At 49.6% G+C, this 12,689-nt stretch carries 11 protein-coding genes, 2 tRNA genes and 1 pseudogene; 3 read left to right on the top strand and 11 right to left on the bottom strand.

The window, feature by feature from the left end; all coding sequences use genetic code 11:
* Positions 1-627 precede the first annotated feature (627 nt).
* Entirely contained in the window at positions 628-1,380 is a 753-nt protein-coding gene (locus tag Q2J39_RS09325) for a copper homeostasis protein CutC (RefSeq protein WP_230267778.1), read from the top strand.
* A gap of 114 nt (positions 1,381-1,494) precedes the next feature.
* Here Q2J39_RS09325 and Q2J39_RS09320 read toward each other — a convergent pair whose 3' ends face one another.
* The 6 genes from Q2J39_RS09320 to Q2J39_RS09295 all read right to left on the bottom strand — a co-directional run bounded on the left by Q2J39_RS09320 (position 1,495) and on the right by Q2J39_RS09295 (position 4,567).
* Positions 1,495-1,686: a hypothetical protein gene (locus Q2J39_RS09320; RefSeq protein WP_230267777.1), complete on the bottom strand. Its 192-nt coding sequence runs from the start codon at positions 1,684-1,686 to the stop codon at positions 1,495-1,497.
* Positions 1,687-2,247: 561 nt separating this feature from the next.
* Positions 2,248-2,562, bottom strand: coding sequence for a PTS sugar transporter subunit IIB (locus Q2J39_RS09315; protein WP_230267776.1), 315 nt, complete (start codon positions 2,560-2,562; stop codon positions 2,248-2,250).
* 93 nt (positions 2,563-2,655) lie between these two features.
* On the bottom strand, positions 2,656-3,027 hold the full coding sequence (locus Q2J39_RS09310; protein ID WP_230267775.1) for a PTS lactose/cellobiose transporter subunit IIA: 372 nt from the start codon (positions 3,025-3,027) through the stop codon (positions 2,656-2,658).
* Positions 3,028-3,029: 2 nt separating this feature from the next.
* On the bottom strand, positions 3,030-3,827 hold the full coding sequence (locus tag Q2J39_RS09305; RefSeq protein WP_230267774.1) for an alpha/beta hydrolase: 798 nt from the start codon (positions 3,825-3,827) through the stop codon (positions 3,030-3,032).
* Between the two features lie 524 nt (positions 3,828-4,351).
* Positions 4,352-4,428 (bottom strand) — tRNA-Arg (locus Q2J39_RS09300).
* A gap of 63 nt (positions 4,429-4,491) precedes the next feature.
* Positions 4,492-4,567, bottom strand: a tRNA-Arg gene (locus Q2J39_RS09295).
* 377 nt (positions 4,568-4,944) lie between these two features.
* Here Q2J39_RS09295 and Q2J39_RS09290 point away from each other — a divergent pair.
* Positions 4,945-5,793, top strand: coding sequence for a patatin family protein (locus Q2J39_RS09290; RefSeq protein WP_230267773.1), 849 nt, complete (start codon positions 4,945-4,947; stop codon positions 5,791-5,793).
* 165 nt (positions 5,794-5,958) lie between these two features.
* Here the strand turns inward: Q2J39_RS09290 and Q2J39_RS09285 are convergent, their stop codons facing one another.
* Together Q2J39_RS09285 and Q2J39_RS09280 are read right to left on the bottom strand one after the other, a co-directional pair.
* The gene (locus tag Q2J39_RS09285) at positions 5,959-7,320 is read right to left on the bottom strand and encodes a circularly permuted type 2 ATP-grasp protein (RefSeq protein WP_288340288.1); all 1,362 of its coding nucleotides are present in this window, start codon (positions 7,318-7,320) and stop codon (positions 5,959-5,961) included.
* A 9-nt stretch (positions 7,321-7,329) separates the two neighbouring features.
* Positions 7,330-7,884, bottom strand: a complete 555-nt coding sequence (locus Q2J39_RS09280) for a DJ-1/PfpI family protein (protein WP_353887486.1) — start codon at positions 7,882-7,884, stop codon at positions 7,330-7,332.
* A 361-nt stretch (positions 7,885-8,245) separates the two neighbouring features.
* On the opposite strand from Q2J39_RS09280, the gene Q2J39_RS09275 reads away from it, so the two are divergent.
* Positions 8,246-8,779 (top strand): HdeD family acid-resistance protein, encoded by a 534-nt coding sequence (locus tag Q2J39_RS09275; protein WP_288340290.1) that lies wholly within the window; start codon positions 8,246-8,248, stop codon positions 8,777-8,779.
* A 115-nt stretch (positions 8,780-8,894) separates the two neighbouring features.
* Here the strand turns inward: Q2J39_RS09275 and Q2J39_RS09270 are convergent, their stop codons facing one another.
* The 3 genes and pseudogenes from Q2J39_RS09270 to cysK all read right to left on the bottom strand — a co-directional run bounded on the left by Q2J39_RS09270 (position 8,895) and on the right by cysK (position 12,380).
* The gene (locus tag Q2J39_RS09270; RefSeq protein ID WP_288340292.1) at positions 8,895-9,821 is read right to left on the bottom strand and encodes a hypothetical protein; all 927 of its coding nucleotides are present in this window, start codon (positions 9,819-9,821) and stop codon (positions 8,895-8,897) included.
* Between the two features lie 287 nt (positions 9,822-10,108).
* Positions 10,109-11,223, bottom strand: a pseudogene (gene fucO / locus Q2J39_RS09265) (lactaldehyde reductase).
* Between the two features lie 227 nt (positions 11,224-11,450).
* Positions 11,451-12,380 (bottom strand): cysteine synthase A, encoded by a 930-nt coding sequence (gene cysK / locus Q2J39_RS09260; protein WP_288340294.1) that lies wholly within the window; start codon positions 12,378-12,380, stop codon positions 11,451-11,453.
* Positions 12,381-12,689: the final 309 nt, after the last annotated feature.

The following is a 12,689-nucleotide window of genomic DNA, read 5'->3' as shown; positions in this document are numbered from 1 at the left end:
CGACGTCTCTCACAAGGCTTGCTTATCATATCATCTGCAGAAATCTCTGTCAACAGCTATTTGTGAATTTCTTCATGATTTTCACTTAAGCTGTTTTCTTCGATATCTAAAGGTGATTTGATGCGTTTTGGAAGTCATTTCCTTAACGCTCACTTAGAATACCACAGCATTTTCTCCTATGCAAGCATTATTTGTGAATTTTTAAAATATTTTCACATCTAGGAATTGCTAGAGATTCAACTGTGTTCTTCAAGCGGCTGTCTGATTTCAAACAGCTTTGTTAAGATACTCCATCTTTACGGAGTCTGTCAAATTAAAGCACTCGCGGCGAGCCTTCAGAAAATTGAAATAGTAAATTCCAGTCCTGGGGGAAATACGGAAATTGAAACGGTAAATTCCAGTTCGGATCTTACCTTTCCCAAAGGCCCCGTCTTCTTTCCAGCCCCTGCTCTAACCCCCGCTGTTAAAATGGAGGGAGATTGCAGAACGTTCCTGCGACGGACGCTCAAAATGCAGAATTTCCATTCTGCGGTTTTGAGCCGTGCCCGCAGCGAGAACGTTCGATTCCCATACATTCGATTTTCATACATATAAGAAGAGAAAGAAGAAAAGGAAACCGAAACTTTTATGAAAACGACATTTGAAGTGTGTGCCGGCTCCCTCGCGGACTGCCTGGCTGCGCAAAATGGCGGAGCGGATCGAATTGAGCTGAACAGCGCGCTTGCTCTTGGCGGTCTGTCTCCTTCCCTGCGCGTGCTCAAGGAAGCCAAAGCGCAGTGTTCCATTCCCATCATCTGCATGGTTCGGCCCCGTGAAGCGGGATTTCATTACAGCCCCGAAGAATTTTCGCTCATGCTTCTGGAAGCCAGAGACTTTCTGGACTCTGGAGCCGACGGAATTGCCTTTGGCTTTTTGCGGGCGGATGGAACGATCGATCCGGACCAGACCCTGCAGATGGTTACGCTGATCCACACGTATCCAGACAAAGAGGCGGTCTTTCATCGGGCGATCGATGTCGTTCCGGACTACAGCCAGGCCATTCAGACACTGATCGATCTGAACGTGGATCGCATTTTGACCAGCGGTACACAGTCATCTGCACCAAAAGGCGCTCTGGTATTCAAGGAAATCCAGCAGCGCTATGGTGATCAGATTCAGATCCTGGCCGGTGCTGGGCTCAATCCAGAAAACGTTGGAGACTTCCTTCGTCAAAGCGGAGTACACCAGGTCCATTCTTCCGCAAAATCCTGGAAAAGAGACCCGACGACTCAGAGAGGCGAAGTCAGCTATTCCGCCTATCCAGGCGAACATGCGATGGATTATCCATGCGCCAGTGTGGAGGTCATCCGCGTCTTTCGCCAAGCCTGCGATACGATCTGATCTTTTCGAATGCACTGAATTCACTCTGTCTTTTCAAAACAAAAGGGATGCAGCGGCATCCCTTTTTTAAGCGCCTGATCAAACAGGGCTGTATTTATTCTTTGAAGTTCTGGACTAGAGGGTTGTAGATTCGAGCTCGCTCTCAGTCTCGTTCTGAAGATCTTCATCCTGACGCCAGAGCATTTCCAGAAGCTGTCCGAACCGTCTATCCTGATCAGCCGGAGTCTTCTGGATCTTATCCTCATCGACAAGTACTTTTACGTCACCAAGTTCTTTCATCTGTAAATTCTCGACTTCTTTAGACATGTGTGCTTCCTCCTTACTCATTGGACTGTCCAGTCGATTGGAGCAGTGAACGGATATATTGAAAACTATCTAAATCGTACTTTTTATTTTCAAGGATTTTCAATGGACTTTCTAAAGTTTTCTTTAACAGATTTCAATCATTTTTATTATGAATAGATTGCTTTATCTATATTTTGGGTCCTCTGCCTCAGTCGAGTTTTCCAAGGTCCATTTTGGATTTTCCCAATTTATGAAAATTCTCTCAAATCTAACGCTCTTATTTTTACATTTTTTCAGTAAATTTACGGGGTGTTTTCTTGCAATCGTCCTCTTTTTATGATGTTTCGCATGTTTTGGATAATTTATTGCACAGAAAACGTTTTTGACGACTGTTTCCTTTCGTTCGTTATCTTTTCTTTTCTGGCTTCTTAGCAATTCGGCAAAATTTCGCTTGGGATCCGATTCGTTTCTTCCTCCCGTTCACGAAAAAAGAGGTGCGACAGCACCCCTTCTGGTTTCGTGAATTCATTTCATTATTCGTGTTTGCGCAGACAGATCGGCTGTCGACGCGGATGGGTTTCATCAGGCCTTGCGGGCCTTTTTCTCTTTGGCGACGGTTTCTGCCAGCGCGAGAATTTCCTTGGCGTTAGCCAGCGCATAGTCCCGGGAAGAAATGACGCCTACAGGTACGCCCAGACGTTTTTCCACTTCCTCTTTGTAGTAGCCGATCTGCGGACCAAGCAGAACCGCGTCCGCATGACGGGAAACCGGATAATAATCTCCCAGACCGCGGGAAGTCAGTTCATACGGCAGTTTCCGGCTCGAAATGTACTCCTCTACTTTTTTGACGATCCAGCTTGAGGTAAGTCCGCCGGAACAAATTAGATCAATTCTCATTTCCTCTCCTTTTTCCCTTTACAGGTTTGCGGATCTGGCTTTGGACAGACTGCTTGGTGACGTGCAGTCCGCCTGATTTTGAAGCAGAGGGATTCAATGCCGATCTTCAAGTTCGTTCAGACGTTTTTCGAGTCTGGACGTACGCTCTTCCAGTCGGGTCTGCGTTTTAATCAGGCTGATCATCTGTTCCGCAAGTTCAAGAACGACCGAAGCCGAGCTCAGATGGTCCTGGGAATGCACCAGCAGGACGTTGACCTGCCGTGTTTTTCCGTTCATTTCCTCAAAAAGGACATCCGTCTGCGCCCGATGGGCTTTGTCATACGCCTTGCGGCTTTTCGCCAGACATTCTTCGCATCGGGTGTAGTCCCCTTTTCTGGCTGCTGAAACGGCTTCGAGAGCCAGAGAGCGGGATTCCGATGCATCCGCAATCATTCCAAAAGATATCATATCAAGATCGGTATTCATGTTCATACTCCTGTCAGTGAATTGACTGCGATGGATGTATTTTCCGGTTCATCCCAGAGGAAATGGAAAACCGCTTCATTCTGAGCACCCCATGAGGCTTCATCATGCCGTCCGTCCTCCGCGATCACGACTTTTCCCAGTCCGCCGCGATCGATCAGAGAATTCCGGTATTCATCCAGCAGCATCTGTGCTTCCATTCTCTGCCTCGGCGAAAGCTCCTGGGAACCAAACGACCAGTAAATCCGGGTATCTGGATCGAGAACGGTCTGTTCGTATTCTCTGGAAATCTCCTCTTCACATACCGCAAAGGACGGGGAAAGGCATGCAGCTTTTGAAAACACTTCATTATGGTGGATCACCGCATAAAAAGCCATCAGGCCGCCCATGGAGCTGCCTGCGATCGCGGTTGCTTCTCTTTGCGGCCAGGTTCGATAGGTGGAATCAATTTCAGGTTTCAGTTTCTGAATAATCCATTCCATCAGCACGGCACCCTTTCCTGCCGTTTCCCCGTAAAACGTCTGGGCAAGCGCATACGGCGTGTATTCGTGAAGCCGGTTCTGTCCCCGGATATCGCATTCAATGCCCACAACAATGACTTTGCGCTGCGCGGCATCGAGATAGTCCTTCAGTTTCCAGGACGTTCCAAACGTTGCCTGTTCATCGTAGAAGAGATTCTGACCGTCAAACATATAGAGGACGGGATAGCGTTCCTCGCTCTGGTAATAGTCATCTGGAAGGTAGACATCCACAAAGCCAAGCCGGTTGAGCGGAGTGATTCGGACAGGTACTTTACTGATCATAAAAGAGTTCCTTTCTTCGAAAGATCTGTTCTTTCTCATTGTACCGTATCGAATCCAGCGATAATTTAAGGATTAAAAACCCGTAAAAAATATTCACACGAACATCTGTTTACTAGCTTTATTTTTAATTTTGATGACTTATTTTAATTGTATTCGTCTTTTTATCAAACTTCGCTTTTATTCCACTACCACAATTGAGCCTGATTTGTTATTATCAAAATGTTCGTTCCGGTTGAAATTTCCACCAGAATCTCCCTTCCGGGACGAACAAAGAAGCCGCTCTGCGGCTTTTTTTAATGCTCGGGCAATTATTCACTTGTTTATACTGCACGATCATATTTTTAAACTTTCATTCTTCCCGGCGATTCTCAAAAGAATGTGAAATTTTACCTTTCCGAGAAAGAATTTATCTTTTCAAAGTGGCCGTAAAAATCATTTTCGGTGCCTTGCCTAAGCGGCGAATTATGATGTTCGTCCAAACAGAAAAAAGCGGAAGCCTGAGATCAGACTTCCGGGACTGGCGATGGCGTCCACGAGAGGATTTGAACCTCCGACCCCACGCTTAGGAGGCGTGTGCTCTATCCAGCTGAGCTACGTGGACAATGCAGATCGCAAAGCAGACATATAAAGAGAAAGTCAGCTTTCGCTGACTCGAATTTTCTAATGGCGCACCCGAGAGGACTCGAACCTCCAACCACCAGAATCGGAATCTGTTACTCTATCCATTGAGCTACGGGCACATGTACAGCTATTATAAAACCTCACTCCTCTCTTTTCAAGCGGGCCAAAAACAGGTCTGGACAAAGAGCGAATCCGGCCTGCCGCACCAACGAAATCTTAATATTCTTTTTGCTGCGTTTGTTTTTCCTCTTATCGCACGTTCTGTTATGCGCTGCATCGCGCACAGTCCCGCGTATTTCGCCTTGCAATTTGCCCTTCTATTCCTTTATCCCATCTGCTTTTGTACATTCCGGCCGTTCTGTTGAAGAAAGAACGGCCGTTTCTCTTGAAAACACAAACGTCCCGGTCAAATATGAAATCTGTCTGAAACTCTATTTTTCTTTTTTCCGAAAACTTTTCCGAAAACTTTTTCAGACATCAGGAGGTTAATTCAAGAATGAAAACTGCAGTAATTGATGTTGGCGGCGGCATGCGCGGCATGTATGCGGCGGGCGTTCTCGATGCCTGCCTCGAAGAACACGTTCATTTTGATATCGCAATCGGCGTGAGCGCCGGCAGCGCCAACCTGGCCAGCTTTATCGCCGGGCAGATCGGACGGACGTACAAATTTTACCGGGACTATTCCGGACGTCCGGAATACATGTCGGCCTCGAACTTTCTGCGCAGCGGCTCCTATATCGACATGGACTACATTTACAGTTTCCTTTCGAACACAGACGGTGAATATCCCCTCGCCTACAAAGCCATGAAAGAAAATCCTGCGGAGCTGATCGTTGTAGCGACCAACGCCATCACCGGCAAGCCTGCCTATTTCGACAGTTCCTGGATGGACGAAGACCAGTATGACATTTTCAAGGCCAGCTGTTCGATTCCCGTTGTAAACAAACCGTATCCAGTCGGAGGCATTCCGTTTTTTGACGGTGCGCTTTCCGATCCCGTTCCCATCGACAAAGCCATTGAACTCGGTGCGGATAAAATTGTTCTGATTCTCACCAAGCCCTCGGATCTGGTGCGCTCAAGCCGCAAGGATGTAACATTAGCTTCCTTCATGGGCCATTATCCCCTCGCCGCGCAGGGCCTTCGCGAACGCGCTGCCCGCTACAACAAAGACGTAGAGCGGGCTTTGCAGATGGAAAAGGAAGGCAAGGTTCTCGTCATCGCGCCAAACGATACATGCGGCGTCGATACGCTCAACCGCAATCCGGAACAGCTTCATCATCTTTATCTCAAAGGCTTCAAGGACGGTTTGAAAATTGCCGAATTCATAAAGCCCGAAGAGAAATAGATCTCCGTTTTTTTCGATCCAGCTCTATATACATGCATACCCCGTCCGGGATAAGGCCAGAAGGCAGAATCCCGGACGGGGTATTTCTGTACTGGATTTTTGTTGGGAAACTTTCTGTCCGTATTGTGCCAGACAGAACCGGACGTTCTGGCCAAAGGGACGGACTTACTGAGAATCTCTATCCTCGTCTGCAAAGAAGGTCGGGACCATCCGTTCGTTATACTGCGTGGAAACGATACCGGCATCGGACAGGCGGGAATACACGCCCGCAAAATGGCCGTTATACACATACAGACCGGTCAGGTTGGCGTAGCTGATAAAGCCGTGATCGCTCAGCAGGTCAATGTTTTCGCTGCGATAATGCGGCACGTATTCCTGGACAATGAACGGCTGTCCTGTCAGATCTTCGAGCAGCTGCTTCCAGCGCTCCTGGGAAAGATCGACACCCGCGTACACGCCTTTGGCGCCATAGCCTTCCTTCGGTTTAATAATCCACTGATCCTTATGTTCGAGAAGCCGGGTAAGATCGGCATCACTCAGATCCATGGACTGCGGCAGGTGCGCATCGAGAAACACGCATTCCTGCGGCGTGAAATACTGGCGAAGCACCGGCGAAAACAGAGCTTCGCTGATCGCCTTGGAGTGAATGACCTGCGTCTGGAAATTGCCGACCAGAACGACGGCCTGTTTGCGAACGGCTTCCAGAAAATCCGTCGATTCATCGTATTTTTCCAGAACGTCGCTCGTCACCGCCCGACGGTAAATCGCGTCAAACGCGGTATTCGTCTTTTTGCTTCGAAGTGCCTTTCCATCGAACACAAAATCGCGGACATCCACGACTTCGCAGACATAGCCTTTGGCTTCAAACAAGTCGCGAAACGCGTACAGCTCGGGCAGATAGGCCTTTTCCAGATAATCGCTGATCGCAATGGCAGGCTTGTCTTCCACTCCGGCTTCCTTCACGTCCTGCAGAAAACTTTCGGCCCAGCTGTCCATCAGTTCCTGATGACGCACAGCCGGTTTCAGATCGTTCCATACATTGTTCAGCGCCATGAATTCGTCCATCATCTGGTTTTCATACATGGCGGACGTTCCGTCGGTGTTGAATTCGCAGACTTTGAACGAGCCGTCGTCTTCGTTATAAAAAATGTCGATGCGAAGCATGGGAATCGCGCTCGAATAGCGGTTATCGATCTGAATCAGTTCTTCGAGTTTCGCATCAAAACCGAACAGTTTTCGCACCTCGGGATTTGCTTTGTAGGCGGCAATCGTCTTTTCAAAAATGCCATAAAACTGATCGCAAAGATGCGCAAACGCTTTTTCATCCGCATCGGAAAAGAACTTTGGCATGTGCAGCGTCCGCGTGTAAATGGCCACCGGATTCACCGCGCCGGGTACTTCGTATTCGAGCGGCGAGTTCTGAATGGCGCGCGACGTTTTCAGGGCGCTCAGATGACTTTGCGTCGGATTCTGCCGAATATGCCCCAGCCAGCTTTGTTCCAGTTTCGTAACTGCTTTAGACTTCATTACTCACGCTCACTTCACGTAAATCGAAGCCTTCAGCTGATCAAGCTTTTCCTTGCCTAGCAGGGCTTCGATCAGAGCATAGGCAAAGTCGATCGAGTAGCCCGCGGAACGGCCGGTAATCAGTTTTCCGTCCGTTACGGTTCCCTGCTCTTTATAGCTGCCTTTAAAGTCTTCGTTCATGGACGTAAAGCAGGTGTAGTTCTTGCCTTCCAGCAGGCCCATATGGCCAAGGATCGTCGGAGCGGCACAAATCGCGCCGACAATCTGGTTTGGATTGTTCCAGGCTTCCCGGATGACTTCGAGCGCTTTTGGATTTTTTTCAAGCAGCGCATAGTGCGGACCGCCTGGGATAATCAGGGCATCCGCCTGTGAAAAGTCATAGAGATCCATAGGGATCATTGGAGAATAGATGATTCCAAAGCGGCCGGTTCCTTCGCGCAGGTTGGCCGCGCTGACCAGGTCCACCGCAATGCCGGCTCGTTTGAGCAGAGCAATCGGGCCCATGGCCTCAAGTTCTTCAAATCCGTTGTCCATCAGTACAGCGGCTTTTTTCATAATTACCATCTCTCTTTCTGCAGTTTCATCTTACCTTTTTCGGCGCTCAGGACGGATGCGTTTGCCATAGGGAAATCGCTGTAAGCAAGAAAAATGACATGCTGTCGAGTTTGTTCCTTTCCTTCCCTTCCGCATTCACTTTCTTCTTTTCTTCCTCTGAACCGTTCTGGTTTGTCGAGCCAGCACCGGTCCATCCGTTTTTGAGCGTCTGTTTCTTCGATCCGCTTCTTACGTTCTGCTTCAGAAAGGCAGTCTTTGCGTTTAGACAGTACGGTCGTTCTATCTATCTCTTTCGACTCTTTCGGGCCTGCCTGCTTTTATTGCCTTTCAATTCGGCGATAATGGAGACAGAAGATCTGGAGGTTTTCAAATGAAAAGGTATATGTTTAATTTCAACGTAAAGGATACGCTCGTTCTGGCGCTTCTTTATCTGCTTTGCGGACTGGCGCTCTGCTTCTTCCAGGGCAGCATTCTGACGACCGTCGTCCGCATCATCGGCATTGTTCTGATCGCCTATGGCGCCTACATGCTTTACGTCTATTTCGGCGTCCACAAATCCGCCGATACAGCTCCGATGTTTTCCGGCGTTCCGTCTTTGATTCTCGGTCTGATCATGGTGTGCTGGCCGCATACGATCATCAACTTCATCCCGATCATCGTCGGCGTTCTGCTCGTGATCAACTCGATTGTTCAGATTCAGTCTTCGCTCGTCTTAAAAAGCTATGGCGCTTCGAGCTGGGTATTCTCCCTGGTTGTTGCCCTCTGCCTTCTGGCTCTTGGCATTTTCCTCGTCATCAAACCCGGATCCATCATCGATACGATTATGACGATTGCCGGCGTTGCGCTGATCGTTCAGGCAGTTGTTCTCTGCTTTGACGCCTTTGCGACACGCAAGAGCCGCTAAGCGCCATTTATTGCAATTCACATTTCTTCGGTTTTAAAAGCACCGGCTGTTCGATCCCGATCAGCCGGTGCTTTCGTCTAGTATGGAAGCTTCATTTGAATCGCATCGGAATGAATCAGGCGTTTTCCAGCAAAACCAGCTTTTCGAGAAGACCTTCTTCTTCCAGCTGCGCTTTGAGTTCCTGAAGCGTCTTTTGATCGATGCGATCGTTTTGTGCGCTGTAAAGGGCTTCTGCCAGAGCGCACAGTGCGGTGGAATGCAGGATTTCATTCATGAGACTTCCTGCCAGAACGCGCTGCTTTCTGTCGTTGAGAATGGAAAAGTCAAATGAAGTATCCGAGGCAAAGCGTGTGTAGTCTTCCAGCCGGGTATCGTCGGGACGATTAAAGCCGGGCACGCCAAGTTCCGCCAGATACGGACAGACACCTTCACGAAGCAGGCTGAGAAGCGCCTTGGCTAAAAACAGAACGGACGCGCTCAGATCCGGATTTTCCATGTCTTCATAGTAAATTTCCAGATCCATCGCCGCTTCCAGAAACTCTCTGGTCTGCGCATCCATCGCCGTGCACAGAATCGGACGGAAACCAAAGAAGGCATCAATTGTCGGCTCTTCTTCATCCTCTTCAGTTTCATCCTCTTCGCCTTCGGCTTCTTCTTCGCTTTCCTCTTCTGCGGTCTCTTCTTCTGCGGTCTCTTCTTTTTCAGCTTCCTGTTCTTCGCTTACGAATCCAGCCGGCTCCTCTTCCAACGGATCAGCGCTCTGGTTTACGGAATCTGGATCGGCATTTTCTTCCATACGCTCTTCTTCAACGCCGCTTTGCGCGCCGTTTTTCTGTTCAGAATCGGTCTCTGTCTCCGGCTGTCCTGTACTCTCGGTATTAAACATGTCCGAGAGATCGGACATCTGCCTTGCAAGCGTCTGCATATCCATGTTCTGGGCAAGATTGTGCGCCTGCTCCAGAATCTGTTCCTTTTCTTCGTCGCTCATCGCATTCAGCATTTTCTCAATCGCGCCGGACGCTAAAAAATCAAACATACCCATATTCTGTTGTCTCCTCTCTTCCAGAGCGTTAACGGACTGGCTTCTTCTTTATTGTTTCCATTTTAGGACAGACGCCCTGCCGCACCAAGAAATCCGAAATTTCCTCCAGGCGAGCACAGGCGGACGCACCCGGTCGACATGGAATAAAGAAACAGGACAAAAAGAAATGCGGCTCTGATCGTTCAGGTCCTTGATCGGATCTTTGCATCAGAGCCGCAAATCGGTTCAGAACAGCGTATGTTCCCAGATCCGCTTCGCCATGCCGGGTAAAAGCGGATCGCGTCAGATTACATCAGTTTACGGAACAGGTCCTTCATGTCCGCAACGGAGGTTTCTCTCGGATTTCCCGGACGGCACGCATCTGCATAGGCGGATTCGGCAAGGAAATCGAGATCTTCTTCGCGCAGCGCATCCAGCTTTTCTGGAATGCCTACGTCGGCGGAAAGTTTCTTCACCGCGTCAATGGTAGCTTTGCGGTATTCCTTTTCGCTCATGCCCGTCGTATCGACGTCCATGGCTTCCGCAATTTTTCTGAACTTATCGCCGGTTGCTTTCTGGTTGTATTCCATCACGATGGGCGGCAGGATTGCGCACGCTACGCCATGGGGCGTGTTGTAGAACGCACCGAGTGTGTGCGCCATGGAGTGGGCAATGCCCAGGCCGACGTTCGAGAACGCCATGCCTTCACGGCCTTCGGGGTCGTTTTCGACCGTCTTGCGCAGATTCTGGCTGATCAGGTGAATGGCTTCCAGGTTGAGGCAGTCGGCCAGTTCCCAGGCCGCTGCGGTCGTGCAGCCTTCAATTGCGTGCGTCAGCGTATCCATTCCGGTTGCAGCTCTGAGCCCTTTAGGCATGGAACTCATCATGTCGGGGTCAACGATCGCCACGTTAGGAATGTCGTTCGTATCGACACAGACGAATTTACGCTTGCGTTCTGGATCGATGATCACGTAGTTGATCGTCGCTTCGGCAGCGGTTCCTGCTGTCGTCGGGACAGCAATGGTGAAGACAGTCGGATTTTTCGTGTCGGCAACGCCTTCGAGCGAGCGAACGTCCGCAAACTCAGGGTTGTTGATGATAATGCCGATGGCTTTGCCGGTATCCATGCGCTTCCTCCGCCGACGGTAATCATGGAGTCTGCACCGGATTCCTTATACGCTTTGACGTCGTGCTGCACATTTTCGATGGTCGGGTTGGGCTGGATGTCGAAATTGACTGTGTAGTCCATGCCGTTCGCGTCGAGCAGATCGGTAATTTTCTTCGTTACGCCAAATTTCACCAGATCCGGGTCGGTCGCGATAAACGCTTTTTTGAAGCCTTTGCTTCGGACGATTCCAGGAATTTCCTGAATCACCCCTTTGCCGTGATAGGAAACGGCATTGAGAACAAAACGATTTACCATTTTCTTTTTCTCCTGTTTTTGATGTAACCCTTTACATTTCTGGATATAAAACATATATCGCAATTTTTATGCCGTATGGGGGGAGAAAAGCGGTATATATCGTCAAAACCAGCGAGTTGTGCCTGCAGCGCTTCTTTAAAACCATGTGTCCGCTATACGGCAAACGGCAGGCCCTTTGCGGCCTGCCGTTTTCTCATATTCTTTTTCGATTGTGTATCTGTATTCGATCAGTCTGTAAACATTTCGCTGGAAAGATAGCGATCGCCGGTATCGGGAAGGAGCGCCACAATGAGCTTGCCTTCGTTTTCCAGACGGGAAGCCAGTTCTAAAGCCGCGGCTGCCGCCGCGCCGGAGGAAATGCCGGCCAGAATACCTTCCTTGCGCGCCAGATCCCGGCCCGTTTTCAGCGCGTCTTCGTCGCTGACTTCGATCACTTCGTCATAAATCGAGCGATCGAGCGTATCCGGAATGAAGTTGGCGCCAATGCCCTGCAGCTTGTGCGGACCGGCTTTGCCGCCCGAAAGCAGCGGAGAGCCGGCGGGTTCGACCGCCACGATTTTCACATTCGGATTTTTTTCCCTGAGGTATTTTCCGACACCGCTGAGCGTTCCGCCCGTGCCGACGCCGGCAACAAAAATGTCGACCTTGCCGTTCGTGTCTTCCCAGATTTCCGGACCGGTCGTCAGATAGTGCGTTTCAGGGTTGTCCGGATTTTCAAACTGACCCGGTACAAAGACATCGCCGATTTCTTTTCCGATTTCTTCGGCTTTGGCTACCGCGCCGGCCATGCCTTCTCTGCCTTTGGTCAAAACGACTTCCGCGCCGAAGGCCTTAAGCAGATTGCGGCGTTCTATCGACATAGAATCCGGCATAACAATAATCGTGCGATAGCCTTTGCGTGCGCCCACGAGCGCTTCGCCGATGCCGGTATTTCCGGAAGTGGCTTCAATAATGGTCATGCCTTTTTTCAGGCGCCCTTCTTTTTCGGCTTTTTCAATCATGTGCAGCGCAATGCGGTCTTTTGCGGATCCGCCCGGATTGAGCGCTTCCAGCTTGAAGACCACGCGGGCTTTCGAATCGTTTTCCTGTTCCAGTACACCGGCTTCCACCAGGGGCGTATTGCCGATCACATCCAGAATCGTCTCATGAATTTTCATTGGAAATCCTTTCTTGCCAGCCTGAACTGGCTTTTACTTTTGGGATCAGCCTGGGAGCACTCCCGCATGACGACCGGACCCCGTCGTCTGCCGCAGTCCGCTCAAAAGCCGTCCGTTTTTTATCGTCCTGTTTCCATCCTATCGCTCTTCATCGAGAGTGAGAGTGCGGCGTCTGGAAAATGTCCCTTTTCCCGGCTTTCCTGAGCGATTTTGAAAAAGTCTGTTTCTGCCGAATCTTTTTCTTTCCGCTTTGCAGCCAATGCTGTTCACTTAAGCTTCACAAGCTCACTTACAAATCAGGTTAGTTCC

Source organism: uncultured Allobaculum sp. (genome assembly GCF_948576815.1).
GTDB classification, from domain to species: domain Bacteria; phylum Bacillota_I; class Bacilli_A; order Erysipelotrichales; family Erysipelotrichaceae; genus Allobaculum; species Allobaculum fili.
This window is presented reverse-complemented; position numbering and strand designations above follow the sequence as displayed.

What these genes read in the sequence shown, in the direction of transcription:
- Q2J39_RS09290 (WP_230267773.1), top strand. Translation starts at nt 4,945, where the DNA reads ATGAAAACTGCAGTAATTGATGTTGGCGGCGGCATGCGCGGCATGTAT.
- Q2J39_RS09275 (WP_288340290.1), top strand. Translation starts at nt 8,246, where the DNA reads ATGAAAAGGTATATGTTTAATTTCAACGTAAAGGATACGCTCGTTCTG.
- Q2J39_RS09305 (WP_230267774.1), bottom strand. Translation starts at nt 3,827, where the DNA reads ATGATCAGTAAAGTACCTGTCCGAATCACTCCGCTCAACCGGCTTGGC.
- Q2J39_RS09320 (WP_230267777.1), bottom strand. Translation starts at nt 1,686, where the DNA reads ATGTCTAAAGAAGTCGAGAATTTACAGATGAAAGAACTTGGTGACGTA.
- Q2J39_RS09310 (WP_230267775.1), bottom strand. Translation starts at nt 3,027, where the DNA reads ATGAATACCGATCTTGATATGATATCTTTTGGAATGATTGCGGATGCA.
- Q2J39_RS09315 (WP_230267776.1), bottom strand. Translation starts at nt 2,562, where the DNA reads ATGAGAATTGATCTAATTTGTTCCGGCGGACTTACCTCAAGCTGGATC.
- Q2J39_RS09325 (WP_230267778.1), top strand. Translation starts at nt 628, where the DNA reads ATGAAAACGACATTTGAAGTGTGTGCCGGCTCCCTCGCGGACTGCCTG.
- cysK (WP_288340294.1), bottom strand. Translation starts at nt 12,380, where the DNA reads ATGAAAATTCATGAGACGATTCTGGATGTGATCGGCAATACGCCCCTG.
- Q2J39_RS09285 (WP_288340288.1), bottom strand. Translation starts at nt 7,320, where the DNA reads ATGAAGTCTAAAGCAGTTACGAAACTGGAACAAAGCTGGCTGGGGCAT.
- Q2J39_RS09270 (WP_288340292.1), bottom strand. Translation starts at nt 9,821, where the DNA reads ATGGGTATGTTTGATTTTTTAGCGTCCGGCGCGATTGAGAAAATGCTG.
- Q2J39_RS09280 (WP_353887486.1), bottom strand. Translation starts at nt 7,884, where the DNA reads ATGGTAATTATGAAAAAAGCCGCTGTACTGATGGACAACGGATTTGAA.